This window comes from Pseudomonas sp. IT-P258, assembly GCF_949767825.1.
Classification (GTDB): Bacteria; Pseudomonadota; Gammaproteobacteria; order Pseudomonadales; family Pseudomonadaceae; genus Aquipseudomonas; species Aquipseudomonas monachiensis.
On the sequence record NZ_CATKPU010000098.1, the window covers coordinates 202247 to 226244 of the forward strand.

Sequence of the window (23998 nt, forward strand, 5' to 3'; positions counted from 1 at the left end):
AGTGATGAGCGAGGCGTTGTCCATCCACCATGACCAGGCTGGTCATCAGTTCGAGACCAATGTGGACGGTCATCGTGCCTATCTGACCTATATGGATCTGGGGAAGCAGACCCTGGATATCTATCGCACCTTCGTGCCCAACGCATTGCGTGGTCGCGGTATTGCGGCAGCCTTGACCGAGAAGGCGCTGGAGTACGCTGACGAAATGGGCTACACCGTCATCCCATCGTGCTCCTACGTCGAGCGCTACATGGAGCGTCACCAGCGGCATGCGACCAAGCTGAGTCAGTGACCTTCAACAAAACGAACGCATAAAAAAACGCCGGGTTCAGCCCGGCGTTTTTTTGTTTGCGCTTTTTGCGCCGCCAGACAGGCGATCAGCTGCGATCGCGTTTAGGCAGCACGTCCTTGAGCTTGGCATGCATGCTGCGCAAGGTGTTTTCGGTCGCGGTCCAGTCGATGCAGGCGTCGGTGATCGACACGCCATATTGCAGGTCGGCGAGGTCTTTCGGGATCGCCTGGGCGCCCCAGTTCAGGTGGCTTTCTACCATCAGGCCGATAATCGACTTGTTGCCTTCGAGGATCTGGTTGGCGACGTTCTCCATCACCAGCGGTTGCAGGGCCGGATCCTTGTTGGAGTTGGCGTGGCTGCAATCGACCATGATGTTCGGCTTGATCTTCGCCTTGTTCAGCGCCTGCTCGCAGAGCGCAACACTGACCGAATCGTAGTTCGGCTTGCCGTTGCCGCCGCGCAGCACCACGTGACCGTAGGCATTGCCCTTGGTGGTCACGATCGACACGCCACCTTCCTGGTTGATGCCCAGGAAGCGGTGCGGGCTGGAAACCGACTGCAGGGCGTTGATCGCCACGGTCAGGCCGCCATCGGTGCCATTCTTGAAGCCGACGGCCGAGGACAGGCCGGAGGCCATTTCACGGTGCGTCTGGGATTCGGTGGTGCGCGCGCCGATGGCCGACCAGCTGATCAGGTCCTGCAAGTATTGCGGGGAGATCGGGTCGAGGGCTTCGGTGGCGGTCGGCAGGCCTTTTTCGGCCAGGTCCAGCAGCAACTGGCGACCGATGTGCAAGCCGTCCTGGATCTTGAACGAGTCGTCCAGGTAAGGGTCGTTGATCAAGCCTTTCCAGCCGACGGTGGTACGTGGCTTCTCGAAATACACGCGCATGACCAGATACAGGGTATCGGACACTTCGGCAGCGAGCACCTTCAGGCGCTCGGCATATTCGTGGGCGGCCTTGATGTCGTGGATCGAGCAAGGCCCGATCACGACGAACAGGCGGTGGTCGGTGCCGTCCAGAATGTTGCGAATGACTTCGCGGCCCTTGGTGACGGTGCGCAGTGCGGCGTCGCTCAGGGGAATATCGCGCTTGAGCTGATCGGGAGTGATCAGAGTCTCGTTGGAGGCGACGTTTAGGTCGTTGATCGGTAAATCAGCCATCGTTTACTCGTCAGGTCACGGGTGCCGGCCGCCAGCGAACCCGCGCGGCGGAGCACAGCAAATTAAGCGCGTCGGGGAGCCGAACCTTAGCGCGTTACACCGTGGCTCGACAATGGGCAGACGCCGGTTTGGTGGGGTTTCGCAGTCAGTTTCCCTGCCGCGAGGCGCAAATCGATCAAGAATGCCTCTATTCCAGCACCGGCTGCGCAAAAGCCTTGCGGACCGAGTCGTGAGAGAACTCGTCGGCATGCTCCTGGACCCATTCGAGGGCCAGGGCCTGGATATCCTGCAAGTCTTCGTGGGTGTCATGCAGGCGGCAGTAGCGTTCGATCTGGCACACCTGCTCGCCCATTCGGGCGCTGAACAGCGTTTGTTCGTCGACGAAAGCGATGCCTACCAGATAACCACGCTTGCGTCGCAGGCACCAGGCCACATAGCCCAGGTAGCGCATGTCCGGGTTCACGGTCGGCATGCGTACCTCCAGCGCCGTGCCGTGGCGCCACGCGCGGTGATAATTGCAAGCCATGCCCCCGAGACTGATAGTGTGCAGCTGTCGTCGCGAAATACACTCAGGTTTCAGTAACGTTAACTCGACAGGCACATCGTCAGGGTGAGGAATGAATCGTCCCATGAACACAGACTCCATGTGTCGGCCATCTGACATTGTTCCCTCCAGTATAGTGGTCGAATTGGAACTGACCGATTTTGACGTCGACCAACGGCTGCTGGCGATGAGCGGTGTATCGCTGGTTATTTTCACCAGTGTCGGCTGCGCCGGTTGCCGTTTTGCCCGCGAGCAATTGCCGACACTCGACCTGGCAGTCGATCGACTGTGCTGGATCGATGCCGGCAACAACGGCGGGGTGGTCGAGCGTTATCAGGTCTTTCACTTGCCGGCGCTGTTTGTCGTTCGCGACGGCGAATTCTTTGGAGCACTGAAATCGCGCCTGACCGACATCGAGCTCAATCGGGCTGTGCGCCAGGCGCTGAGTCGAACAGCAGAGGAGTTGCCATGATGGGAGCAGTTGCCAGGCCGACGGTCGGCATTATCGGGACCGGCGCAATCGGCGGTTTCTACGGGGTGATGCTGGCGCGTGCCGGTTTTGATGTGCATTTTCTGCTGCGCAGCGAGTTTTGCGCTGTGTCCGAGCACGGGTTGCAAGTCGATAGCGCGCCCCACGGTGCGCTGAAACTGAATCCGGTGCAGGCTTATTCGAACGCTGAAGACATGCCGCCCTGCGACTGGCTGCTGGTGGGGGCGAAAACCACCAGCAACGCCGATCTGGCACCCGCCATCCTGCAGGCGGCGGCACCGAACGCCAAGGTACTGCTGCTGCAAAACGGACTGGATGTCGAAGACAGCCTGCGCGCGTTGCTCCCCGATTCGCTGCATGTGCTCGGAGGGCTGTGCTACATCTGCGTCCATCGCGAGGCGCCGGGCGTCATTACCCATCAGGCACTGGGCGCGGTGCATGTGGGTTATCACAGCGGTCCCGCCGTTGGACCGGCACGCAGCGCAATTGTCGAGGAGGGCGTCGGACTTTTTCGTAGCGCCGGCCTCGATTCCCAGGCCATGGCGAATTTACATCAGGCGCGTTGGCAAAAACTGGTCTGGAATATCCCTTACAACGGTCTCTCGGTTTTGCTGGGGGCGAGCACTACACCGTTGATGGCCGATGCCGACAGTCGCGAGCTGGTCAAGGCGCTGATGGCTGAAGTGGTGCAAGGCGCTGTTGCCTGCGGGCACGACGTACCGGCAGGGTATGCCGAGCATTTGTTCATGGTGACCGAGAAAATGCCCGACTACTGGCCGAGCATGTACCACGATTATTTGCACAAGCGACCGCTGGAACTGGCCGCGATTTACGCCCGGCCTTTGGCGGCGGCGAAGGCAGCCGGGTGTGAAATGCCACGCATCGAGGCCTTGTATCGCAGTTTGAGTTTCATTGATCGACGCAACACCTGAGTCGACCGACCTGAGGGGGAAGGGCATGCCAAAGGCAATTGACGACAAGCTGGTGCTGGCGATTTCTTCGCGGGCGCTGTTCGACCTGAGCGAAAGCCACAAGGTCTACCTGTCGAGTGGCGTCGAAGCGTACCGGCAGTATCAGATCGAACACGAAGACGAAATCCTCGAGCCCGGCGATGCCTTCCCGTTGGTGCAGAAACTCCTGAACCTCAACAACAGCCTCGGCCGCGCCCGGGTCGAGGTGATTCTGGTGTCGCGCAACAGCGCCGACACCGGGCTGCGGGTGTTCAACTCGATTGACCACTACGGGCTGGCGATTTCCCGCGCGGCCTTTGTCGGCGGGCGCAGTCCGTATCCCTACCTCAAGGCTTTTGGCTGCGACCTGTTTCTCTCGACCCACGCTGAAGATGTGCGCAATGCGCTGGACGCCGGGTTCGCGGCAGCGACCATTCTGTCGGGCGGTGCCAGCCGTGCGGCCAGCGACGAGTTGCGCATTGCCTTCGACGGAGACGCGGTGCTGTTTTCCGATGAGTCGGAGCGCATTTATCAGGCCGGTGGTCTGGAAGCCTTTCAGGCCAGCGAACGTGAGGCCGCCCGCGAGCCGTTGCGCGGAGGGCCGTTCAAGGGCTTTCTCGCAGCCCTCAATCTGTTGCAACGTGAGTTCCCGGAGGACGCCTGTCCGATCCGTACCGCGCTGGTCACGGCACGATCGGCACCGGCCCATGAGCGGGTCATTCGCACGTTGCGCGAATGGGACATCCGTCTCGACGAGTCGCTGTTCCTCGGCGGCCTGACCAAATCGGCCTTTCTCGAAGCCTTCGCGGCCGACGTGTTTTTCGACGATCAGGCCGGCCACTGCGAATTGGCCCGTGAAGTCGTCGCCACCGGTCATGTGCCCCATGGCATAAGCAACGAGCAAAAGGTTTAAGCCCGCCGTTCAATGCGTTGCGCCGGACGCCGCAGTCGCCAAGGCACTGCTAAGCTGAATCAAATCTGCGCCATGTTGGCAGTCGAGGAGGTCATATGATTCGTTCGATGCTGTATGCCACTGACCTTGGCCTGTACGCGCCCGTGGTGATGCAGCATGCCCTGGAACTGGCCAGGACCTTCAATGCCAGTTTGTATGTCGTGCATGCGGTTGAACCCATGGGGTTGTTTGCCGAATCGGTGCTGCAAAGTTATCTCGATGAACAGGCGCTGAACGAGTTTCACAGCCAGGGCCTGAATACGGTGATCGCCAGTATCGAGCAGCGGGTGCTCGACAGTTTTCGTGAGGAGTTGGGGGATGAGGGGGAGCACGATCTGGAGCGGATTCAGGCTGTACGGGTGCTGCAGGGCGATCCGTCGCAGGTGATTCTGGACCAGGCGCAGAAACTCTCCGTGGATTTGTTGATCGTAGGTAGTCACAGCCACGGTGCCGGTGCGGAAACGCCTTTGGGGCGAACCGCCGCCCGTGTGTTGCAACTGTCCAAGGTGCCGGTCTATCTGGTGCCGCTGGTGCAACGTCGTCGCCAAGGGGACCGCTAGGACACGAATAGTGGCAATCTGATAAAAAAGTTCTAGATTTATTCTTCGTGCCATTAATATAGTTATATATCGTCGCTGATGCCCGTGGCGTCTACCTGCTTTGAGGGATTCATATGAAGCTTCAACAATTGCGCTACATCTGGGAAGTGGCGCACCACGACCTCAACGTTTCCGCTACAGCCCAAAGCCTTTACACCTCTCAACCCGGCATCAGCAAACAGATCCGTCTGCTGGAAGACGAACTGGGCGTCGAGGTTTTTGCTCGCAGCGGCAAGCACCTGACCCGCGTTACCCCGGCCGGCGAGCGCATCATCACCACTGCTGGCGAGATTCTGCGCAAGGTTGAAAGCATCAAGCAGATCGCCCAGGAATTCTCCAACGAGAAGAAAGGCACCCTGTCGATTGCCACCACTCACACCCAGGCGCGTTATGCATTGCCGCCGGTAATCAGCAATTTCATCAAGCAATACCCGGACGTTGCCCTGCACATGCACCAGGGATCGCCGATGCAAATCGCCGAAATGGCGGCTGATGGCACCGTGGATTTCGCCATTGCCACCGAAGCGCTCGAGCTGTTCGGTGATTTGGTGATGATGCCGTGCTACCGCTGGAACCGTTGCGTGGTCGTGCCTCAGGGCCACCCGCTGACCAAACTGTCGAAACTGACCCTCGAAGCCCTGGCCGAATACCCGATCGTGACGTACGTGTTCGGTTTCACCGGCCGTTCGAAACTCGACGAAGCCTTCAGCCATCGCGGCCTGACGCCGAAAGTGGTGTTCACCGCCGCCGACGCCGACGTGATCAAAACCTATGTTCGCCTGGGTCTGGGCGTGGGCATCGTGGCGAAAATGGCTGTCGATACCAAGCTCGACAGCGACCTGGTGGTACTCGATGCCAGCGAACTGTTCGAGTCCAGCGTGACCAAGATCGGCTTCCGTCGCGGCACCTTCCTGCGGGGTTTCATGTGCGACTTCATCGAGAAGTTTGCGCCGCACCTGACCCGCGAAGTCATGGCCAAGGCCATTCAGTGCCACAATAAGCAAGAGCTGGAAGAGCTGTTCGAAGGCGTAGAACTGCCCGTTCACTGACAGCGTTTCTGCCGGTCAAACCACCTCGGTGACAGCGAACTGTTGCCGAGCGCCAGCCACCATGATCTCCACCTCATCGCCCTCGAACTTGCCCAGCAGGCTTTTGCCCAGCGGTGAGCGCGGGGTGATGACGGTAATCAGTTGCCCCACCAGGTCGACCTTCAGCCCGGCTGCATCGGGGGCCAGAAACAGCCATTGTTCGCGCCCCTTTTCGTCCTCCAGCCCCAACAGCGCGCCCACTTCGATGCCCCGCTGATCGTCATACGGGCGCAGGGACAGGTTCTGACAGAGGCTCAGTGACTGGCGAATTTCCTCGACCCGCCTGGCTTGTCCGGCCGCGAGATAGGACGCTTCCAGCCCCAGGGTGTCGTACTTGTTCTCGGCGATGTTTTCTTCGTGGGTTGCCGTTTCGTAGGCGGTTTGCGCGGCGCGCTCGGCGATGTCGAGATCGATCCGCAGCTTGTCGAGAATCAGTTGGTGGACGGTTTGCTTATTCATGATCAATCGCAGAATTGCAGGACGTTGGCGCGGCTTTTTTCGCTGGGTGCAGTCCGGTCCTGTTGCAGCCAGAACTGACAGTTCGGGTTGGCCAGGTTGCGACTGCTGCCGCGTGCCTGATCAAGCCGTTGCTGCTGTTCGTTCTTGCGCAGGTTTTCTTCATATTGCTCGAACAGCGGGCTCTGTGACGGAATGTTCGGCAGCGGTTGAGCCACTGCGGGTGGTTGGGCCAGTTGCTCTACCGCTGCCGCGATCGGGGCGAGTTGCTCGCTGAACAGCAGGCGCGACGCGAGCCAGCAGGTCAACACAATGGCAATGAACCCGAGCCACATGCCGAGGGCGATACTGCCTGTCAGTTGCAGGGCGCTAAGGCTGATCGGGAAGGATCGGCGCGGAGTGGGGCTGTGGGGCATGGTTGCCTCCTGGCGAAAGGTGACTGGCGGGTAGCGATTGTCGCATGAAGAATAATCGCCGTCGGCTCTTCTGCACGGGGTAATTTATGCGGACAATCGGCGCCTTTGCCAACGGGAACCTGGTATGCCTGAAATGAAAACCCGCTGGGATATTTTTTGCACCGTGGTCGACAACTTCGGCGACATCGGCGTGACCTGGCGACTGGCCCGGCAACTGGTGGCCGAACATGGACTGGCGGTGCGTCTATGGGTCGATGACCTGCGAGCATTCGAGCGCCTGTGCCCGGAAATCGACATCGACGCTGTGCAGCAATGGCAGCACGACGTCGATGTGCGCCAATGGCCAGCCGAATGGCAGCCGACCGAAGCCGCCGATGTGGTGATTGCTGCGTTTGCCTGCCAGTTGCCGAGCGCCTATATGGACGCCATGGTCGAACGGGAAAAGCCGCCCCTATGGATGAACCTCGACTATCTGAGCGCCGAGGACTGGGTGATCGGTTGTCACGGCTTACCCTCTGTGAAGTACAAAAGCGTACAGAAGTTCTTTTTCTTCCCTGGATTCCAGAAGGGCACCGGCGGACTGCTGCGTGAGCGAGGGTTGCTGGAACGGCGTCGGCAATTTCAGCAAGACCCGCAGGCTCAAAGAGAATTCCTGCAAGGTATGGGGATTGATCCTGCGCCCGGCGCGCAGTTGATCTCATTGTTTGCCTACGAAAACAGCGGTCTGGCCAGTTGGCTCGATGCAATGGCTGGCGATTCTACGGCCACTCATCTGCTGGTGCCGGAAGGGCGGATTCTCGGCGACGTCGAGCGTTGGCTCGGTGTGCAGGGGCTGGCGGCCGGTGCCGTGCATGTGCGCGACGCCTTGACCGTGCAGGTGCTGCCATTCGTCCGCCAGGACCAATACGACCGGTTACTGTGGTGCTGCGATTTCAATGCCGTGCGCGGCGAAGACTCCTTTGTGCGCGCCCAATGGGCCGGCCGGCCATTTCTCTGGCACATCTATCGGCAGGAAGAAGACATCCACCTGGACAAGCTCGAAGCCTTCCTTGAACTTTATGTAAAAGGGTTATCTGCACCTGCGCGGGAGGCGATCAGCGGTCTCTGGCGGGCGTGGAACGCTGGTGAAAAAATAGCCGACCACTGGCAATTGACCCGTAAACACTGGCCAGAGCTGGAAAAACACGCCGAGGCGTGGTGTCAGGAACAGGCCTTGCAGGCCGATCTTGCCACGGCGCTGGTACAGTTTTATGGAAATTGGATATGATACGCGGCCTAGATTTTTGTAAATCCCATCCAAATTCGGATATTCGCAATGAAAACTGGTAAAGAACTGAAACCCGGGACCGTGATTCGTCTCGAAAACGATCCTTGGCTGGTTCAGAAAGCTGAATTCACCAAGTCCGGTCGTAACAGCGCGATCATGAAGACCAAGCTGAAGAACCTGCTGACCGGTTACAAGACCGAGATCGTTTACAGCGCCGACGACAAACTGGACGACGTAATCCTCGACCGCAAAGAAGCGACCCTGTCCTTCATCAGCGGCGACACCTACACGTTCATGGATACCACCGACTACACCATGTACGAGCTGAACGCTGAAGACATCGAAGCCGTTCTGCCTTTCGTTGAAGAAGGCATGACCGATGTTTGCGAAGCGATCTTCTTCGAAGAGCGTCTGGTTTCCGTAGAGCTGCCGACCACCATCGTGCGTCAGGTTGACTACACCGAAGGTTCCGCTCGCGGCGACACTTCCGGCAAGGTAATGAAGCCTGCCAAACTGAAGAACGGTACCGAGCTGTCGGTTGCTGACTTCATCGAAATCGGCGACATGATCGAGATCGATACCCGCGAAGGCGGTTCCTACAAAGGCCGTGCCAAATAAGCACAGCTTCAGGAATGAAAAAGCCCGACCATTGAGTCGGGCTTTTTTGTGCCTGCAGAATCTGCGTTGACCCCCACATGTTGTTCTGCGTTATTTCTTCAGGTGTTGCTTGAGCTCTTCAGACGCCTGCAACATCGCCGAACGCACCGCTGGCACCTGGCTCACCACGTTGAGCAAACCGTAGTCGTGGATCAGGCCGTTGTAGCGAACCGAGGTCACCGGCACTCCGGCTTCATCGAGTTTGCGGGCATAGGCTTCGCCTTCGTCGCGCAATACGTCGGCTCCGGCGGTCTGAACCAGCGCTGGAGGCAGTCCTTTCAACTGGGCAGTGGTCGCGCGCAGTGGCGAGGCGTAGATCTCGTTGCGCTGCTTGGCATCGGTGGTGTAGTTGTCCCAGAACCACTTCATCATGTTTTTGCTGAGGAAGTGCCCCTCGGCAAACTGGTTGTAGGACGCGGTTTCGAAGTTGGCATCAGTCACCGGCCACAACAGCACCTGGAACCTGATCGCCGGAGTGCCCTTGTCCTTGGCCATCAGCGCAACCACCGCCGCCATGTTGCCGCCGACGCTGTTGCCGGCTACCGCCAGGCGCTGGCCATCGACATTGATCTCTTTGCCGTGCTCGGCCACCCATCGGGTCGCGGCATAAGCCTGGTTGATCGCCACCGGGTAATGCGCTTCCGGCGACGGCGTGTAGTTCACGAACACCGCCGCGGCACCCGAACCCGTCACCAGGTCACGCACCAACCGCTCGTGGGTCGGGAAATCCCCCAGCACCCAGCCACCGCCGTGGAAGAACATGAACACCGGCAGCTCGCCCTTGACCCCGGCCGGCCGGACGATGGTCAGGCTGATCGGTTGGCCGTCGACTTGAATGGTCTTCTGGCTGACATCGGCTTTTGGCAGCGTCAGCTTGACCCCGGACTGAGCGCCTACCAGAACCGCGCGGGCCTCGGCGGGCGTCATTTGCTCCATCGGTTTGCCGGTGCCTGCGTTCAGTACGTCGAGGAATGCCTGGGTGTTGTGTTCAACCCCGTTACCTGCGATCGCATTCCCGATGGACAAGGCGAGAAGGGTACCGGTCAAGACTTTGCTGAAAGTGTTCATGTTCGTTTCCTGTTCGGGCCTGGTAATCAGCGGTTAGACGGTAACGTGCAGACGCACATCGACGTTGCCACGGGTGGCGTTGGAGTACGGGCAGACCTGGTGGGCCGCATCGACCAGTGCTTGTGCATCGGCTTGTTCAAGACCCGGCAGGCTGATGTGCAGGTCGATGTCCAGGCCGAAGCCGCCAGGGATCTGGCCGATGCCGACATGGGCGGTGATAGAAGCGTCGTTGGGAATGCTGCGCCTGGTCTGGCTGGCCACGAATTTCAGGGCACCGATGAAGCAGGCGGAGTAGCCGGCAGCGAACAGTTGCTCTGGGTTGGTGGCTGCGCCGCCGGCACCGCCGAGCTCTTTCGGCGTGGCGAGCTTGACGTCGAGGATGTTGTCGCTGGAAACCGCCCGACCGTCACGGCCGCCAGTGGAAGTTGCGATTGCGGTGTAGAGAGTTTGCATGGTGAAAGCCTCGTTCGGAGTTTGGTTGTTTTGCGCTAAATGTTTGCGCGCTAAGTAAGTGCGAGGTGAATGTATCGCGCAAATATTTAGCGCGCAAGATAAAAAATAAAATAAATTTTCCAGAACAGACGAACGGTTGAGAAGGATTGGCTGGAACTATCGAGTTAGAGCGACTGGAGGTTATGCGGGCGGTTTTCGGAGGGGAAATCGAGTTCTGTGGGACAGCACAAAGCAAATGTGGGAGCGGGCTTGCTCGCGAAGGCGGTGTTTCAGTCAACACAAGAGTCGACTGATCTACCGCTTTCGCGAGCAAGCCCGCTCCCACAGGGGATTTGTGGTGAATTGGAGACTAGAGGCTGTCTTGCAGGTGACGACGCAGTTCCTGCAACTCCGCCTGCAGGTTTTGCAGGCGCTCCACGGTCATCCCGCTGGCGCCGAGGATGCACTGGGGAACATCGCGGGCTTTGTCGCGTAACGCCCGGCCCTGTTCGGTGAGTTCGACGATCACCACCCGCTCGTCTTCGCGGCTGCGGGTTCGGCTGAGCAGGCCTTCGGCTTCCAGGCGCTTGAGCAGCGGCGTCAACGATCCAGGATCGGTCAGCAACCGCGTGCTGATTTCACCTACGGTCAAACCGTCCCTTTCCCATAGCACCATCATCGCCAGGTATTGCGGATAGGTCAGGCCCAGCGCTTGCAGCAAGGGTTTGTAGACCTTGGTCATCATCAGCGAAGTGGAATGCAGGGCGAAGCAGGCCTGATTGTCCAGCAGCAGGTTGTCGCAGTTGTCCGGGGTGTTGCGCTCGGTGCTCATGTTGAAGCCTTGATCTGTGATCTGAAGAATCTAGCGGGCGAATCTTTAATGCGCCAGATAATTTTGATTAGTGCAGTTGCAAATGGGTTTGCAGCACCAGATCCCAGGGCGGAACGGGGCTGAAACGGGTTTTCAGGTACTCCAGCAACAAGCGACTGCGGGAGTTGGGCTGCTGTTCCAGGCGCAAGGCATAGATGCCGGCGCTTTCCGGTTTCGGCAGGCCGCTGTCGCAGAACAGCGGCAGCAACTCACCGCGCAACAGGTACTCGCTGGCCAGCCAGGTCGGCAGATGCGCGATACCCAGTCCGGCCAATGCGCCGCACACCAGCGCCTCGGCATTGTTGGCGCTCATGCGGATCCGCGCCGGCCGGTGCAACTGCATTTGCCCGCCGCGCTCGAAACGCCAGGCGAAGGGGGGAGCCAGGCCATCCCAGTCAAGCCCGTCGTGTTCAATCAGCTGTGACGGCTCGCTCGGCACGCCGCGACGCCGCAAATAATCAGGGCTGGCGCAGGCGATACGCACCATGCTCGCCAGGGGCGTGGCTACCAGCCGGGTGTCGGCCAATTGCCCGGCACGCAATACCAGATCGACCTTGCCGAGGTTCAGGCCCTGCATGTCGACGAAGCTGTCGATCAGGTGCAGTTGTACATCGAGCCCGGGGTAGAGCATCAGGAAATCGGCAATCACCGGTGCCAGGTGCCGGCGCCCAAAGGCTGCCGGCGCATCGATACGAATCAGGCCTTCCGGCGCGCTGCTCAGGGACACGGCCTCGGCCCGGGCCAGGCGCAATTCGGCGACGATCCGCCGTGCGCGCTCGGCAAAGGCCAATCCCGCCGGGGTGGCGCGTACCGCATGGGTACTGCGCAGGAACAGTTGACTGCCGACTGCGCTTTCCAGGCTGTCGATACGTCGAGCCACGGCCGAAGGGGTCAGCGGATGACGGCGCGAGACGGCGGAAAAACTGCCGGTTTCCAGCACGTCGAGGAACAAGGCCAGTTGGTCGGTCAGTTGATTGGGGTTCATGGCAAGTTTGTGCTTGTGCGAATTTGGCACAGCCATTGTGCGATGCTGTGCGTTTCCGCGCCAGCAGCAACTGCGTAGGATCAAAGGCCTGACGGCGATGGGGAAAAGGCTGTGATTGAGTTCTTGATGTATCTGGTGTTTGGCGCTGCGTTGGGCACGCTCGGCGGGTTGTTTGGCATCGGCGGCGGCCTGATCGCCATTCCGCTGCTGGGCGTGCTGTTCGGGCTCGATCAGCAGATAGCCCAAGGCACGGCGCTGGTGATGGTGGTGCCGAACGTGATGCTGGCGCTGTGGCGCTATCATCAGCGCAACCGGATCGAACTGCGCCACGCGCTACCGCTGGCCATCATGGGGTTCTGCTTCGCCTGGCTCGGGTCGATCTGGGCGGTGGGCATTGATGCGCAAACCATGCGCATTGGTTTTGTCGCATTCCTGATCGCGCTGTCGGCGTACAACCTTGTTCGGATGTTCGCCGCCAGCGCTCCGGCGACCTCGCAGATGAACTACTCATGGCCCTGGCTGGGCGTGCTTGGCGCTGCATCCGGCACGATGGGCGGGTTGTTCGGCGTGGGGGGCGCGGTGGTGGCGACGCCGGTGCTGACCAGTCTGTTCGGCACCAGCCAGGTGGTTGCACAGGGGTTGTCGTTGGCGCTTGCCTTGCCGAGTACAGGGGTGACGCTGGTGACTTACGCCGCGCACCATCAGGTCAGCTGGGTGATCGGCTTACCTTTGGCGGTCGGTGGGTTGATGAGTATCAGTTGGGGGGTGAAGGTTGCCCACGCTTTGCCCGAGCGGCTGCTGCGTGGGCTGTTTTGCGGGTTCCTGGTGTTCTGTGCGGTGATGCTCGCCTTCAAAGTTTGAAGCCTTCGACGATGTGCTCGGCCAGGCACTCGGTGATGGGCGACGGGTTATGCAGGTTGCGCACGAGCATGATGCTGGCCTCGGGCAGCAGCGGCAGGTCCTCGGCCTCACCGAGGATGCGCATGTCAGCGGTGATCAGGCTTTCAAGTTGTGCCGTGACGGCCAGGCCGGCGCTGACCACCGCCATGATCGCCGACAGGCTGTCGCTGTTGTACGCCACCCGGTAATCGCGCCCCCGGGCATCCAGGGCATTGCAGGCCCACAGTCGGCAGAAGCAATCACTGTTGAACATCGCCAGCGGCAGCGGCGTCTGCTCATGAGCGCTGTAGCATTGCGCTTGGGCCCAGACAAAACGTTCCTTGCGCAACAACTGGCCGATTTCGCTGCCCGGTTCGCGGGTCACGATGGACAGGTCGAGATCCTGGCGCATCAGCAGTTGTTTAGATGATTCGCAGTGCACTTCTATCTGAATCAGCGGGTAAGACTGGGCAAACCGGCGCAAGATCCCCGGGAGGAACCGCATCACATAATCGTCCGGCGTGCCGATGCGCACGGTGCCGACCATGTCGGGCTCACGCAAGGTATTGAAGACCTCACTGTGCAGCTTGAGGATGCGTCGCGCATAGCCGAGCAACACCTGGCCTTCGGCCGTCAGTCGCACCTGCCGCCCGTCGCGCTGGAACAACTGGCGCTGCAGCACATCTTCTTCCAGGCGTTTCATCTGCATGCTGACGGCAGACTGGGTGCGGTTGACGATTTCGCCGGCGCGGGTAAAGCCGCCCTGGTCGGCGATGGCGACGAAGGTGCGCAACACTTCGGTATCGATACTCGGGTAGGCGGACATCCATCAATCTCCGAGATATGTGACATCAGAAACATTCGTTGGATTGATCTTAGACCCGGCGCGAGACTGGATCCATCCAAACGGAGGGCAACAAGATGAAAGGTCAACACGAGTTCCAGGGATCAGAAAAACACTCGATTCACGTGATATCCGATCTGCTGCACAAGGTCGGCCGCTGGTACGAACTGCATCGCGAGCGCGAACTGCTGGCGAGCTTGAGCGACGAAGCACTCAAGGACATCGGCATGAGCCGTGCGGATGTGGAGAACGAGTCGATCAAGCCGTTCTGGAATGACCCGATGCATAAATGATGAATGCCACGCTACACAAACCCCTTACCGGTGAGGTAGGTTGCGAGCAGACAAGGAGGCACCCATGCCCGCAACGTTGTCCTTTACCCTCAAACAGGCTCGGCGTCTGGCGCTGGCCGCCCAAGGGTTCAACGGGCGGTCGTCGTCAGCGGCGATCAAGGCAGTTGCGCTCAATCGCCTGATCGAACGGCTGGGCATTCTGCAGATCGATTCGGTCAATGCATTGGTGCGTTCGCACTACCTTCCGCTGTTTTCCCGCCTCGGCAATTACTCATCCGATTTGCTCGACCAGGCTGCCTGGAGCCAGGGCCGGCGCCGTACGTTGTTCGAGTATTGGGGCCATGAAGCCTCGTTGTTGCCACTTTCCATGTACCCCTTGATGCGTTGGCGCATGCAGCGTGCGAGCCGTGGCGAAGACATCTATCAGCAATTGGCGCGCTTTGGCCGTGAACAGCAGGACACCATTCGCCGGGTGCTGGCTTCGGTCGAGGAGCAGGGCGCGTTGGGGGCCGCAAGTCTGTCGACCCGTCAGGAGCGGGCCGGCCCCTGGTGGGACTGGAGTGCGGAAAAGCATGCGCTGGAATGGTTGTTCGCTGCCGGTGAAGTGACCGTTGCCGGACGGCGCGGATTCGAAAGGCTCTACGATCTGCCGGAGCGGGTGATTCCCCGGGCGGTGCTTGCGCACCCCATCCTGAGTGAAGGCGAGGCCCAGCGCGGCCTGTTGCGGCATGCGGTAACGGCCTTGGGAGTCGGTACGGAGAAGGACTTGCGTGACTATTTCCGCTTGAACCCTGGGGACAGTCGTCCACGTTTGGCCGAGTTGGTCGAGGCCGGGGAATTGCTGACCTGCGAAGTCCAGGGCTGGCGGCAACCGGCCTATTGTCTGCCCGAGCCGAAAGTGCCGCGCAAAGTCGTCGCCAGTGCATTGCTCTCACCGTTCGATTCGCTGATCTGGGAGCGCAGCCGGACCGAGCGGCTGTTTGATTTCCGCTATCGGCTGGAGATCTACACACCGCAAGACAAGCGAGTGTACGGCTATTACGTCCTGCCGTTTTTGCACAACGAACGGATTGCAGCACGGGTGGATCTTCGCGCGGAACGGGCTGCGGGCCGTCTGGCAGTGCATGCGGTGCATGAAGAGGACGCGGGGCTGGACGAGGAGGGGATGCTGGCGCTGGCGGTCAATCTGCGGCAGATGGCGGATTGGCTTGGGCTGGCGCAGGTTCAGCTCAATTGCCCGCGGGCGAGTGCGGCAAGGTTGAGGGTGGCATTCACAAAAATTGGCGCTGACTGAGCTGGCCTCTTCGCGGGCAAGTCGGATCGCCGCACCGCCGCTCCCACAATGACTGCGCCGGTCACAATTAATGTGTACGACGCGTACCCTGTGGGAGCGGCGGTGCGGCGATCCGACTTGCCCGCGAAGGCGGACTATCAGGCAGCAAAAAGGTTACTGACTCACCGCCGAACCTGCTTCAGAGTTTCAGCAATCAAAAACGCCAGTTCCAGCGACTGATCGGCATTCATCCGCGGGTCGCAATGGGTGTGGTAGCGATCCGATAAGCCATCCTCGGTAATCGGCCGCGCGCCACCGATGCACTCGGTCACGTTCTGCCCGGTCATCTCGATGTGGATACCACCGGCATAACTGCCTTCGGCTTCGTGCACCTGGAAGAACTGCTTCACCTCCCCAAGGATCTGCGCGAAGTCGCGGGTCTTGTAGCCGCTGCTGGCTTTGATGGTATTGCCGTGCATCGGGTCGGAACTCCACAGCACCTGCTTGCCTTCACGCTGGACGGCGCGGATCAGCTGCGGCAAGTGATCACCGACCTTGTTAGCGCCCATCCGCGCGATCAGGTTCAGGCGGCCCGGGTCGTTGTCCGGGTTGAGCACATCGATCAAGCGAATCAGGTCGTCGGGGTTCATGCTCGGGCCGACCTTGACCCCGATCGGGTTGTTCACCCCGCGCAGGAATTCGACGTGGGCACCGTCGAGCTGGCGGGTGCGGTCACCGATCCACAGCATGTGGGCCGAGCAGTCGTAGTAATCGTTGGTCAGGCTGTCGCGACGCACGAAGGCTTCTTCGTAGTTCAGCAACAGCGCTTCGTGGGCGGTGAAGAAACTGGTTTCGCGCAACTGCGGCGAGGTGTCCATGCCGCAGGCGCGCATGAACGCCAGGGTTTCATCGATGCGATCGGCCAGGTGGCTGTACTTCTCGGCCAGCGCCGAGTTGGCGATGAAGTCCAGGTTCCACTTGTGCACCTGGTGCAGGTCGGCGAAACCGCCCTGGGCGAAGGCGCGCAACAGGTTCAGGGTCGCGGTGGACTGGTGGTAGGACTGCAGCAAGCGCTCCGGATCCGGCACGCGGCTTTTTTCGTCGAAGCCGATGCCGTTGACGATGTCGCCACGGTAGGCGGGCAAGGTCACGCCATCGATGGTTTCGTCATTGGCCGAACGGGGCTTGGCGAACTGCCCGGCCATGCGCCCGACCTTGACTACCGGGCAGCCGGCGGCAAAGGTCATCACGATTGCCATCTGCAACAACACCTTGAAGGTGTCGCGGATTTTCGCCGCGGAGAACTCGGCGAAGCTTTCGGCGCAGTCACCACCCTGCAACAGAAACGCGCGGCCCTGGGTCACCTCGGCAAACTGACGGCGTAACTCCCGGGCTTCGCCGGCAAACACCAGCGGCGGATAGCTGGCCAAGGTCTGCTCGACCTGCTGCAAATGCGCGGCGTCGGGGTATCGGGGTTGTTGCTGGATCGGCAGGGCGCGCCAGCTGTCAGGGCTCCAGGGTTGGCTCATCACGGTCTCTAGTGTTTTCGCTCGGACGTCCATGTTATCAGCAAATTAGTGCGTGACCTGTTCCCGTCGCTTCGCCGACAATCTCGCCTTTGCCGCTCTCCACGCGCGGTGTTATTGCGTTGCCGGCCCCGGTGACGATCAGGAGATGAAATGACTGAGGAGCGCGTCGAGCATCTGCTCGCCGAGGTACAGGACGAGTTCGGCGTGATTCGCGTGCTGGAAGTGGCCGATTACCGTTTTCTCGAGTTCGGTGATGCCATCGAGCAAAGCTGCGTGTTCACGGCCGACCCGAGCTGGCTCGAGTACGACTACACCCGGGCGATGCTGATCGGAGCGCTGTGCCACCAGCAACCGGAAAGTGCGCTGTTTCTCGGCCTCGGCGCCGGGACGCTGACTCAGGCTTGCCTCAAGTTCCTGCCGCTGGAAGATGTCGAAGCCATCGAGCTGCGCCCGGATGTACCGCGCCTGGCCATTGAATATCTGGGGCTGGATGACGATCCGCGCCTGTACATCCGTGTTGGCGATGCGCTGGAGCTGCTGGACACCGCTGAGTCGGCGGACCTGATTTTCGTCGACCTTTATACCGACGTCGGGCCGGGTGTCGGTCATCTGGCCTGGAGCTTTCTGGAAAACTGCCAGAAGCGATTGAATCCGGGGGGCTGGCTGGTCATCAATCAGTGGGCTACCGACGATGGCAAACCCCTGGGCGCCGCCTTGTTGCGCGGTTTATACCACCGACATTACTGGGAGCTGCCGGTGAAGGAGGGCAACGTGATTCTGATCGTGCCGTCGGAGCTGGACCAGGAACTGGACATGGACGGCCTGATCGCCCGCGCCGAAACGCTGGCGCCGCGGTTAGGGTATTCGCTGGATTCGTTGATCAAGTGCATTCGCCCGGCCACCTGAGGACCACAGATTCCCCTGTAGGAGCTGCCGAAGGCTGCGATCTTTGAAGATCAAAAGATCGCAGCCTTCGGCAGCTCCTACGCAGATTTTCAGCAACCTTTGAACACTCCGGGCCGTCGCTCCACCATCGACCGCACACCTTCCTTGACGTCCTCGCTGGCCATCAACTTCTTGACCAGCAGCGGCAACGCCTTTGCCGCCGCGGTTTCCCCTTCATATCGGGCCTGTCGCGCCGACATCAGTGTCGCCTGAACCCCAAGCGGTGCCTGGCGGGCGATCCGTTCGGCCAGTTCAATCGCCCGGGGCAGCAAGTCCTCGCTGGCCATGACCTCCTGCACCAGGCCCAGGTGCAAGGCATCACGGGCGTCGAATTCGTCACCGGTCAACAACCAGCGCATGGCGTTCCCCCAACCGGCGACTTGATGCAGGCGCAGGGTCGCACCGCCGAACGGGAAGATTCCCCGTTGCACTTCCATTTGTGCAAACCGGGTATTGCTGGCGCACAGGTTGATGTCGGCGGCCAGCATCAATTCGATGCCGATGGTCAGGCAGTAGCCTTGGGCGGCGACGATCACCGGTTTGCTGACCCTGGGGCCTGCGAACACCGCCCACGGATCACAGCCGCCGGGCGGAACCTGCCAGCCATCTGCCAGTGTGACGCTGGCATTGACCAGGTCGAGCCCGGCGGTGAAGTGCTCGCCATGAGCGAACACCACCGCCACCCGCGCCTCGCTGTCGGCTTCGAACTCGCCATAGGCCAGGCTCAATGCGTTGAGCAGGTCGAGATCGAAGGCGTTGCGCTTGGCCACCCGGTCCAGACCGATCAGGAACACGTGGCCATGCCGTTCGCGGCTGACTCGACTGGAGCTGGGCTGATTCATGGAGCGATCCTCGGGGTGGGAAGGGCGTGCCGGACCGGCGGTCTGCACGGCAAAGGGTGAACCGTTTTAGCGCCATCACCCGCAAGGCCGGGCCTTTGAAAAGTAGACGGCTGACCGATTATTCGCAAAGCCTGTGACACAACGGCGTATCCGGTGGATTTCCGATAAAAAAAGCTCCCTTTTTTGGCAAATTCCGGTATAGTGCGCGCCGGCCTTTAGCCGGGCCGCGTTTAGGTAGAGCAATTCCCCGAAGCCAGCTTCGGCTGCACGTCCGTACTGCGGACTCTCCCTTGACGATTCTTTTCATTCATTCGTTTTCGCAAATCCCCGCCGACAAAGCTGCCAGGGCGACTCTTGAGTCTCAACACGGCACGCGCAGCTTTGGAGCATGGGTCTTTGCGGATGCACTTAGAGGCAGACCCATGACCCAGGAAACCGGCGGCTTCGCCGCTTTTAATCTTAATCCGAATATTCTTGCAGCCGTCACCGCGACTGGCTACGAAGAGCCATCGGCTATTCAGCAGCAATCGATCCCGATCATCATGGCCGGTCACGACATGATTGGTCAGGCGCAAACCGGTACGGGTAAAACCGCTGCGTTCGCCCTGCCAATCCTGCATCGCATCGATCCTGCAAAGCGCGAACCGCAAGCCCTGATCCTGGCACCAACTCGTGAGTTGGCGCTACAAGTTGCAACCGCTTTCGAAACCTACGCCAAGCAAATGCCGGGCGTAACTGTTGTGGCTGTCTACGGCGGCGCGCCGATGGGCCCACAGCTGAAAGCAATCCGTAATGGCGCACAGATCGTTGTCGCCACTCCGGGCCGTCTGTGCGACCACCTGCGTCGCGACGAAAAAGTACTGGCGACCGTGAACCACCTGGTTCTCGACGAAGCCGACGAAATGCTCAAGCTGGGTTTCATGGACGACCTGGAAGTTATCTTCAAGGCTCTGCCTGCAACCCGTCAGACCGTATTGTTCTCGGCCACCTTGCCGCAGTCGATCCGCGCCATTGCCGAACGCCACCTGCGCGATCCGCAACACGTGAAGATCCAGACCAAGACCCAGACCGTTACCGCGATCGAGCAGGCTCACCTGCTGGTTCACGCTGATCAGAAGACTTCGGCCGTTCTCAGCTTGCTGGAAGTGGAAGATTTCGACGCCCTGATCATGTTCGTGCGTACCAAGCAAGCGACCCTGGATCTGGCCAGTGCCCTGGAAGCCAAAGGCTACAAAGCCGCTGCGCTGAACGGTGACATCGCCCAGAACCAGCGTGAGCGCGTAATCGATTCCCTCAAGGATGGCCGTCTGGACATCGTTGTGGCGACCGACGTTGCTGCTCGTGGCCTGGACGTTCCGCGCATCACTCACGTGTTCAACGTTGACATGCCGTACGACCCGGAGTCCTACGTTCACCGTATCGGCCGTACCGGCCGTGCCGGTCGCGAAGGTCGTGCGCTGCTGCTGGTGACTCCGCGTGAGCGCCGCATGCTGCAAGTGATCGAGCGTGTAACCGGTCAAAAGGTTGCTGAAGTTCGCCTGCCGGACGCTCAAGCCGTTCTGGATGCGCGCATCAAGAAACTGACCAACAGCCTGTCGCCGCTGGTGGCCGAGGCCGAATCGACTCACGGTGATCTGCTTGATCGCCTGACCGCCGACATCGGTTGCAGCCCGCGTGCCCTGGCCGCAGCCCTGCTGCGCAAGGCAACCAACGGTCAAGCGCTGAACCTGGCCGCTATCGAGAAAGAACGTCCACTGGTGCCGAACAATGCACCGCGTGGCGATCGTCCAGAGCGTTCCGGTGATCGTCCTGAGCGTGGCGACCGCGAGCGTCGTGCTCCGATGCCACTGGGCGAAGGCCGTGCACGTTGCCGTACCGCGCTGGGCGCGCGTGATGGTATCGCTGCCAAGAACCTGCTGGGCGCCATCCTCAACGAAGGTGGCCTGGCGCGTGAAGCGATCGGTCGCATCCAGGTGCGTGACAGCTTCAGCCTCGTCGAGTTGCCGGAAGATGGTCTGGAGAAGTTGCTGACCAAGCTGAAGGACACTCGCGTTGCCGGCAAGCAGTTGAAGCTGCGTCGCTACCGCGAAGATTGATCCGCTCTCGGGCTGATTGATCGAACATGAAAAATCCCCGACTGGTTCGGGGATTTTTTATGCCTGTAAAAAAGATCGCAGCCTGCGGCAGCTCCTACATGGGGTCACATTCCTCCGTAGGAGCTGCCGAAGGCTCGGGCCGCGTTCGGACGATCTTTTGCCTTATTGGCTAACCGAAGCGATAGATGTCCATGCCCAATGCCCCCATGGTGAACCCCTGATGGGCAACGCTGAACGGCCCCCCGGCAGCGCGGGCAAAATACAACGGCAACAAGTGCTCATCACTCGGATGATTGCGTACAGCGTTTGGCGCCTGCGCGCGATAGTCGTGCAGCGCGTCTTCGTCGTTCGCGGCGAGTTTTTCGATCATCCAGTCGCGAAATGCCCGGGCCCAGGGTTCAACGCTCTCGGGGCCGGCATGCCAGTCCAGTTCCCGCAGGTTGTGAGTGATGCTGCCGGAGCCGATCAGCAGCACGCCATGCTCGCGCAGGCTGGCCAGCGCGTGACCAACACGGGTCTGCAGGGCGGGACCGCCACGGGTGGGCAATGAAACCTGGACAATCGGGATGTCTGCCTGCGGGTACATCAGCGATAAAGGCACCCAGACGCCATGGTCGAAAGGTCGATTGCTGTCGATACGTGCTGCAAAGCCAGCGGTTTTCAGTAATTCGGCAACCTCTGCGGCGAGTCGTGGGTCGCCGGGAGCCGGGTACTGGACTTCGAACAGGACTTTGGGAAAGCCACCGAAGTCATGCCAGGTTTCCGGTTGTGGATTGCCGCTGACCAGCAGCTCATTGCTTTCCCAGTGTGCGGAAACAATCACAATGGCCTTGGGCTTCGGTAATTCGGCGGCCAGGCGGGCGAGTGCCGGCCCGCTGGCGCCGGGTTCCAGGGCGAGCATGGGGGAGCCGTGGGATATGTACAGGCTGGGGAACATGAATGAGCTCCTGAGAGTTAAGATGCAACATCTTCAGTCAGATCATTAATCTAAATCTAATATAAGTTTTAGGGTGTTTTGATCGAATTTTCGGGGTTATTTATGCAGCCGGAGTTTTGGCACAAGAAGTGGGCGGCGAACCAGATCGGCTTTCACCTGCCACAGGTGAACCCTTATCTGAAACGGTTCTGGCCAGCGTTGAGCCTTGAAGAAGGCGCGCGCGTGCTGGTGCCGTTATGTGGAAAAAGCCTGGATCTGCTATGGCTCGCCCATCAAGGCCATGAGGTCTTGGGAGTCGAACTGTCGGAAAAAGCCGTCGAGGAGTTTTTCAGCGAACATGGCTTTGATCCGGCCGTTAGCGAGCAGGGGCCGTTCAAGGTTTATCGGGCAGGTTCCATTGAGCTGTGGTGCGGCGATTTCTTCGAGCTGACGGCAGGCGACGTTGCCGATTGCTCCGCGCTTTATGATCGCGCGGCGTTGATCGCGTTGCCGGCGCAAATGCGCGAGCGCTACGCCGCCCATTTGAAGCGGATTCTGCCGAAGGAGTCCCTTGGCCTGATGATTACCCTGGATTACGACCAGGCGCAAATGCCCGGTCCGCCGTTTGCCGTACTCGATGAAGAGGTGCGACGGTTGTTCGGGGACTCATGGGCGCTGAAGATCCTGGAAGATCAGGATGTGTTGAGCGAGAGCGGGAAATTCCTGGAGGCGGGTGTCACGCGGCTGGAGGAGCGTGTGTATCGGGTTTCCAGTCGGTAGGAACGGTTAGCAGTACTGGCCTCTTCGCGAGCAAGTCGAATCGTCGCACCGCCGCTCCCACATTTGACCGCGATTCCCTGTGGGAGCGGGCTTGCCCACGAAGAGGCCCTGAAAAGCACTGACGCTTTTGAACAGGCAAAAAAAGGCCCGCATCGCTGCGGGCCTTTTCATTTTTGCTGTGAAGTCTCTTAGCCCCGACGACGAGCCAGAGCGTCGATACGCTCTTCCAGTGGCGGGTGGCTCATGAACATGCGGGCGAACCCTTGCTTGATGCCACCGTTAATGCCGAAGGCGTTCAGGGTGTCGGGCATGTGCACCGGCAGGCCTTGTTCCGCCCGCAGGCGTTGCAGGGCGCCAATCATCGCGGCGGTGCCGGCCAGGTTTGCACCGGCTTCGTCGGCACGGAATTCGCGCTTGCGCGAGAACCACATGACGATGGCGCTGGCCAGGATGCCGAGAACAAGTTCGGCGAAGATGGTTGCCACGTAGTAGGCAATGCCTTGGCCTTCTTCGTTCTTGAAGATCACCTTGTCGACGAAATTGCCGATGATTCGTGCGAAGAACATCACGAAGGTGTTCACCACGCCCTGGATCAATGCCAGGGTAACCATGTCGCCATTGGCTACGTGGCCGATTTCGTGGGCCAGGACGGCTTTCACTTCATCCGGCGAGAAGCGCTCGAGCAAACCCTGGCTGACCGCGACCAACGCGTCGTTCTTGTTCCAGCCGGTGGCGAAGGCGTTCGCCTCGTAGGCCGGGAAGATACCGACTTCGGGCATCTTGATCCCGGCTTCGCGGGACAATTGCTCGACGGTTTGCAGCAGCCATTGCTCGTGACGGGTACGTGGCTGGGTGATGATCTGGGTGCTGGTGCTCATCTTCGCCATCCACTTGGAGATGAACAGCGAGAACAGGGAACCGGCGAAACCAAAGACCGCACAGAAAATCAGCAGCTGATTGAGGTTGAGATCAACCCCATTGGCCGCCATGAACCCGTTGAAGCCGAAAAGGCTCAGGGTGATGCTGGCAATCAGCACGACCGCCAGGTTAGTGGCCAAGAACAGCAGGATGCGCATCATGGTTGTAGAAATCTCCTCAAGCTAAAGATGTAGCGTACTGCGGGGTATATAAGGTGCTGCACCGGGGTATTCAACCGGGTGACTATTTCAAACTGTGTCCTACGGCAACAGTCTAGCTGCTTGCAGGGCATTTCCGACAAGTGTGCAGGAAGTGTTTGTCAGTCAATTCGTGCCGAAGGCCCAGCCTTTGTTAGGCGTGGGCAGGCAAGGGGCTGTCCGGTAGCGACAAAGCGACGGCCAGTGGCCCAATGCAAATAAATGTTGCCGGATGAATCACCGTGCGACGTTCGGGG

The 23998-nt window shown here is 60.1% G+C and carries 27 protein-coding genes; 14 read left to right on the top strand and 13 right to left on the bottom strand.

Translation table 11 applies throughout. The annotated features are described in order from the left end of the window. Nucleotides 1-4: 4 nt before the first annotated feature. Nucleotides 5-292, top strand: coding sequence for a GNAT family N-acetyltransferase (locus tag ACM6G4_RS26915; protein WP_414914978.1), 288 nt, complete (start codon nucleotides 5-7; stop codon nucleotides 290-292). A gap of 85 nt (nucleotides 293-377) precedes the next feature. On the opposite strand, the gene ACM6G4_RS26920 is transcribed toward ACM6G4_RS26915, so the two are convergent. Next, nucleotides 378-1454, bottom strand: a complete 1077-nt coding sequence (locus ACM6G4_RS26920) for a 3-deoxy-7-phosphoheptulonate synthase (RefSeq protein ID WP_007973561.1) — start codon at nucleotides 1452-1454, stop codon at nucleotides 378-380. A 187-nt stretch (nucleotides 1455-1641) separates the two neighbouring features. After that, a complete protein-coding gene (locus ACM6G4_RS26925; RefSeq protein ID WP_082563014.1) occupies nucleotides 1642-2085 on the bottom strand; it encodes a PilZ domain-containing protein in 444 nt (147 codons plus the stop codon). Between ACM6G4_RS26925 and ACM6G4_RS26930 the strand changes: the two genes are divergently transcribed. From ACM6G4_RS26930 to cysB, 5 genes are all read left to right on the top strand, one after another. Next, entirely contained in the window at nucleotides 2084-2470 is a 387-nt protein-coding gene (locus ACM6G4_RS26930) for a thioredoxin family protein (RefSeq protein WP_056727117.1), read from the top strand. The genes ACM6G4_RS26925 and ACM6G4_RS26930 overlap by 2 nt on opposite strands. Then, nucleotides 2467-3420 (top strand): putative 2-dehydropantoate 2-reductase, encoded by a 954-nt coding sequence (locus ACM6G4_RS26935; protein WP_414914979.1) that lies wholly within the window; start codon nucleotides 2467-2469, stop codon nucleotides 3418-3420. Before ACM6G4_RS26930 ends, ACM6G4_RS26935 begins: the two co-directional genes overlap by 4 nt. A 25-nt stretch (nucleotides 3421-3445) precedes the next feature. Continuing rightward, complete coding sequence (locus ACM6G4_RS26940) at nucleotides 3446-4351, top strand: 5'-nucleotidase (protein ID WP_110659447.1); 906 nt, start codon at nucleotides 3446-3448, stop codon at nucleotides 4349-4351. A gap of 95 nt (nucleotides 4352-4446) precedes the next feature. Next, nucleotides 4447-4950: a universal stress protein gene (locus tag ACM6G4_RS26945; protein WP_056727114.1), complete on the top strand. Its 504-nt coding sequence runs from the start codon at nucleotides 4447-4449 to the stop codon at nucleotides 4948-4950. Nucleotides 4951-5063: 113 nt separating this feature from the next. Next, nucleotides 5064-6038, top strand: coding sequence for an HTH-type transcriptional regulator CysB (cysB, locus tag ACM6G4_RS26950; RefSeq protein WP_015094029.1), 975 nt, complete (start codon nucleotides 5064-5066; stop codon nucleotides 6036-6038). Between the two features lie 15 nt (nucleotides 6039-6053). On the opposite strand, the gene ACM6G4_RS26955 is transcribed toward cysB, so the two are convergent. Together ACM6G4_RS26955 and ACM6G4_RS26960 are read right to left on the bottom strand one after the other, a co-directional pair. After that, nucleotides 6054-6536 (bottom strand): GreA/GreB family elongation factor, encoded by a 483-nt coding sequence (locus ACM6G4_RS26955; RefSeq protein WP_414914980.1) that lies wholly within the window; start codon nucleotides 6534-6536, stop codon nucleotides 6054-6056. Nucleotides 6537-6538: 2 nt separating this feature from the next. Continuing rightward, nucleotides 6539-6949: a hypothetical protein gene (locus tag ACM6G4_RS26960; RefSeq protein ID WP_223541079.1), complete on the bottom strand. Its 411-nt coding sequence runs from the start codon at nucleotides 6947-6949 to the stop codon at nucleotides 6539-6541. 124 nt (nucleotides 6950-7073) lie between these two features. On the opposite strand from ACM6G4_RS26960, the gene earP reads away from it, so the two are divergent. Both earP and ACM6G4_RS26970 read left to right on the top strand, forming a co-directional pair. Next, nucleotides 7074-8216 (top strand): elongation factor P maturation arginine rhamnosyltransferase EarP, encoded by a 1143-nt coding sequence (earP, locus tag ACM6G4_RS26965; protein WP_414914981.1) that lies wholly within the window; start codon nucleotides 7074-7076, stop codon nucleotides 8214-8216. Nucleotides 8217-8264: 48 nt separating this feature from the next. Further along, nucleotides 8265-8834 (top strand): elongation factor P, encoded by a 570-nt coding sequence (locus ACM6G4_RS26970; RefSeq protein WP_007943632.1) that lies wholly within the window; start codon nucleotides 8265-8267, stop codon nucleotides 8832-8834. Nucleotides 8835-8924: 90 nt separating this feature from the next. Here the strand turns inward: ACM6G4_RS26970 and ACM6G4_RS26975 are convergent, their stop codons facing one another. From ACM6G4_RS26975 to ACM6G4_RS26990, 4 genes are all read right to left on the bottom strand, one after another. Next, on the bottom strand, nucleotides 8925-9941 hold the full coding sequence (locus ACM6G4_RS26975; protein WP_056727110.1) for an alpha/beta hydrolase: 1017 nt from the start codon (nucleotides 9939-9941) through the stop codon (nucleotides 8925-8927). Between the two features lie 33 nt (nucleotides 9942-9974). Further along, nucleotides 9975-10394, bottom strand: coding sequence for an organic hydroperoxide resistance protein (locus ACM6G4_RS26980; protein ID WP_056727109.1), 420 nt, complete (start codon nucleotides 10392-10394; stop codon nucleotides 9975-9977). A gap of 349 nt (nucleotides 10395-10743) precedes the next feature. Beyond that, nucleotides 10744-11205: a MarR family winged helix-turn-helix transcriptional regulator gene (locus ACM6G4_RS26985; RefSeq protein WP_414914982.1), complete on the bottom strand. Its 462-nt coding sequence runs from the start codon at nucleotides 11203-11205 to the stop codon at nucleotides 10744-10746. Between the two features lie 67 nt (nucleotides 11206-11272). Next, nucleotides 11273-12229, bottom strand: a complete 957-nt coding sequence (locus ACM6G4_RS26990; RefSeq protein ID WP_414914983.1) for a LysR family transcriptional regulator — start codon at nucleotides 12227-12229, stop codon at nucleotides 11273-11275. Nucleotides 12230-12355: 126 nt separating this feature from the next. Here ACM6G4_RS26990 and ACM6G4_RS26995 point away from each other — a divergent pair, with 126 nt between their 5' ends. Further along, a complete protein-coding gene (locus ACM6G4_RS26995) occupies nucleotides 12356-13090 on the top strand; it encodes a sulfite exporter TauE/SafE family protein (protein ID WP_056727107.1) in 735 nt (244 codons plus the stop codon). On the opposite strand, the gene ACM6G4_RS27000 is transcribed toward ACM6G4_RS26995, so the two are convergent. Further along, the gene (locus ACM6G4_RS27000; protein ID WP_056727106.1) at nucleotides 13080-13934 is read right to left on the bottom strand and encodes a LysR substrate-binding domain-containing protein; all 855 of its coding nucleotides are present in this window, start codon (nucleotides 13932-13934) and stop codon (nucleotides 13080-13082) included. The two genes, ACM6G4_RS26995 and ACM6G4_RS27000, sit on opposite strands and share 11 nt — an antisense overlap. A 95-nt stretch (nucleotides 13935-14029) precedes the next feature. Here ACM6G4_RS27000 and ACM6G4_RS27005 point away from each other — a divergent pair, with 95 nt between their 5' ends. Both ACM6G4_RS27005 and ACM6G4_RS27010 read left to right on the top strand, forming a co-directional pair. Then, nucleotides 14030-14245, top strand: a complete 216-nt coding sequence (locus tag ACM6G4_RS27005) for a DUF1127 domain-containing protein (protein ID WP_008049076.1) — start codon at nucleotides 14030-14032, stop codon at nucleotides 14243-14245. Between the two features lie 64 nt (nucleotides 14246-14309). After that, entirely contained in the window at nucleotides 14310-15539 is a 1230-nt protein-coding gene (locus ACM6G4_RS27010; protein WP_414914984.1) for a winged helix-turn-helix domain-containing protein, read from the top strand. A gap of 161 nt (nucleotides 15540-15700) precedes the next feature. Here ACM6G4_RS27010 and ACM6G4_RS27015 read toward each other — a convergent pair whose 3' ends face one another. Continuing rightward, the gene (locus tag ACM6G4_RS27015; protein WP_056727104.1) at nucleotides 15701-17047 is read right to left on the bottom strand and encodes a class II 3-deoxy-7-phosphoheptulonate synthase; all 1347 of its coding nucleotides are present in this window, start codon (nucleotides 17045-17047) and stop codon (nucleotides 15701-15703) included. A 150-nt stretch (nucleotides 17048-17197) separates the two neighbouring features. Between ACM6G4_RS27015 and ACM6G4_RS27020 the strand changes: the two genes are divergently transcribed. After that, nucleotides 17198-17953, top strand: coding sequence for a spermidine synthase (locus ACM6G4_RS27020; RefSeq protein ID WP_414914985.1), 756 nt, complete (start codon nucleotides 17198-17200; stop codon nucleotides 17951-17953). An 89-nt stretch (nucleotides 17954-18042) separates the two neighbouring features. On the opposite strand, the gene ACM6G4_RS27025 is transcribed toward ACM6G4_RS27020, so the two are convergent. Further along, complete coding sequence (locus ACM6G4_RS27025) at nucleotides 18043-18834, bottom strand: crotonase/enoyl-CoA hydratase family protein (protein WP_056727102.1); 792 nt, start codon at nucleotides 18832-18834, stop codon at nucleotides 18043-18045. Nucleotides 18835-19256: 422 nt separating this feature from the next. On the opposite strand from ACM6G4_RS27025, the gene ACM6G4_RS27030 reads away from it, so the two are divergent. Then, nucleotides 19257-20930 carry a DEAD/DEAH box helicase gene (locus tag ACM6G4_RS27030; RefSeq protein WP_034150150.1) on the top strand — a complete coding sequence of 558 codons (1674 nt, stop codon included), beginning with the start codon at nucleotides 19257-19259 and terminating at the stop codon, nucleotides 20928-20930. A 169-nt stretch (nucleotides 20931-21099) separates the two neighbouring features. Here the strand turns inward: ACM6G4_RS27030 and ACM6G4_RS27035 are convergent, their stop codons facing one another. Continuing rightward, on the bottom strand, nucleotides 21100-21867 hold the full coding sequence (locus ACM6G4_RS27035) for a DODA-type extradiol aromatic ring-opening family dioxygenase (RefSeq protein WP_414914986.1): 768 nt from the start codon (nucleotides 21865-21867) through the stop codon (nucleotides 21100-21102). Nucleotides 21868-21969: 102 nt separating this feature from the next. On the opposite strand from ACM6G4_RS27035, the gene ACM6G4_RS27040 reads away from it, so the two are divergent. Continuing rightward, on the top strand, nucleotides 21970-22626 hold the full coding sequence (locus tag ACM6G4_RS27040; RefSeq protein WP_056727099.1) for a thiopurine S-methyltransferase: 657 nt from the start codon (nucleotides 21970-21972) through the stop codon (nucleotides 22624-22626). Between the two features lie 188 nt (nucleotides 22627-22814). On the opposite strand, the gene htpX is transcribed toward ACM6G4_RS27040, so the two are convergent. Beyond that, nucleotides 22815-23705: a protease HtpX gene (gene htpX, locus ACM6G4_RS27045; protein ID WP_007973520.1), complete on the bottom strand. Its 891-nt coding sequence runs from the start codon at nucleotides 23703-23705 to the stop codon at nucleotides 22815-22817. Nucleotides 23706-23998 lie beyond the last annotated feature (293 nt).

Bases quoted from the DNA above. Each gene is read 5' to 3' on its own strand.
- ACM6G4_RS26935 (WP_414914979.1), top strand. From the start codon at position 2,467: ATGATGGGAGCAGTTGCCAGGCCGACGGTCGGCATTATCGGGACCGGC.
- earP (WP_414914981.1), top strand. From the start codon at position 7,074: ATGCCTGAAATGAAAACCCGCTGGGATATTTTTTGCACCGTGGTCGAC.
- ACM6G4_RS27030 (WP_034150150.1), top strand. From the start codon at position 19,257: ATGACCCAGGAAACCGGCGGCTTCGCCGCTTTTAATCTTAATCCGAAT.
- cysB (WP_015094029.1), top strand. From the start codon at position 5,064: ATGAAGCTTCAACAATTGCGCTACATCTGGGAAGTGGCGCACCACGAC.
- ACM6G4_RS26995 (WP_056727107.1), top strand. From the start codon at position 12,356: ATGTATCTGGTGTTTGGCGCTGCGTTGGGCACGCTCGGCGGGTTGTTT.
- ACM6G4_RS26960 (WP_223541079.1), bottom strand. From the start codon at position 6,949: ATGCCCCACAGCCCCACTCCGCGCCGATCCTTCCCGATCAGCCTTAGC.
- ACM6G4_RS26920 (WP_007973561.1), bottom strand. From the start codon at position 1,454: ATGGCTGATTTACCGATCAACGACCTAAACGTCGCCTCCAACGAGACT.
- ACM6G4_RS27015 (WP_056727104.1), bottom strand. From the start codon at position 17,047: ATGAGCCAACCCTGGAGCCCTGACAGCTGGCGCGCCCTGCCGATCCAG.
- ACM6G4_RS26975 (WP_056727110.1), bottom strand. From the start codon at position 9,941: ATGAACACTTTCAGCAAAGTCTTGACCGGTACCCTTCTCGCCTTGTCC.
- htpX (WP_007973520.1), bottom strand. From the start codon at position 23,705: ATGATGCGCATCCTGCTGTTCTTGGCCACTAACCTGGCGGTCGTGCTG.
- ACM6G4_RS26945 (WP_056727114.1), top strand. From the start codon at position 4,447: ATGATTCGTTCGATGCTGTATGCCACTGACCTTGGCCTGTACGCGCCC.
- ACM6G4_RS26970 (WP_007943632.1), top strand. From the start codon at position 8,265: ATGAAAACTGGTAAAGAACTGAAACCCGGGACCGTGATTCGTCTCGAA.
- ACM6G4_RS26930 (WP_056727117.1), top strand. From the start codon at position 2,084: ATGAACACAGACTCCATGTGTCGGCCATCTGACATTGTTCCCTCCAGT.
- ACM6G4_RS26955 (WP_414914980.1), bottom strand. From the start codon at position 6,536: ATGAATAAGCAAACCGTCCACCAACTGATTCTCGACAAGCTGCGGATC.
- ACM6G4_RS27000 (WP_056727106.1), bottom strand. From the start codon at position 13,934: ATGTCCGCCTACCCGAGTATCGATACCGAAGTGTTGCGCACCTTCGTC.
- ACM6G4_RS26925 (WP_082563014.1), bottom strand. From the start codon at position 2,085: ATGGGACGATTCATTCCTCACCCTGACGATGTGCCTGTCGAGTTAACG.
- ACM6G4_RS27040 (WP_056727099.1), top strand. From the start codon at position 21,970: ATGCAGCCGGAGTTTTGGCACAAGAAGTGGGCGGCGAACCAGATCGGC.
- ACM6G4_RS27020 (WP_414914985.1), top strand. From the start codon at position 17,198: ATGACTGAGGAGCGCGTCGAGCATCTGCTCGCCGAGGTACAGGACGAG.
- ACM6G4_RS26940 (WP_110659447.1), top strand. From the start codon at position 3,446: ATGCCAAAGGCAATTGACGACAAGCTGGTGCTGGCGATTTCTTCGCGG.
- ACM6G4_RS27010 (WP_414914984.1), top strand. From the start codon at position 14,310: ATGCCCGCAACGTTGTCCTTTACCCTCAAACAGGCTCGGCGTCTGGCG.
- ACM6G4_RS26980 (WP_056727109.1), bottom strand. From the start codon at position 10,394: ATGCAAACTCTCTACACCGCAATCGCAACTTCCACTGGCGGCCGTGAC.
- ACM6G4_RS26990 (WP_414914983.1), bottom strand. From the start codon at position 12,229: ATGAACCCCAATCAACTGACCGACCAACTGGCCTTGTTCCTCGACGTG.
- ACM6G4_RS27035 (WP_414914986.1), bottom strand. From the start codon at position 21,867: ATGTTCCCCAGCCTGTACATATCCCACGGCTCCCCCATGCTCGCCCTG.
- ACM6G4_RS26915 (WP_414914978.1), top strand. From the start codon at position 5: ATGAGCGAGGCGTTGTCCATCCACCATGACCAGGCTGGTCATCAGTTC.
- ACM6G4_RS27025 (WP_056727102.1), bottom strand. From the start codon at position 18,834: ATGAATCAGCCCAGCTCCAGTCGAGTCAGCCGCGAACGGCATGGCCAC.
- ACM6G4_RS26985 (WP_414914982.1), bottom strand. From the start codon at position 11,205: ATGAGCACCGAGCGCAACACCCCGGACAACTGCGACAACCTGCTGCTG.
- ACM6G4_RS27005 (WP_008049076.1), top strand. From the start codon at position 14,030: ATGAAAGGTCAACACGAGTTCCAGGGATCAGAAAAACACTCGATTCAC.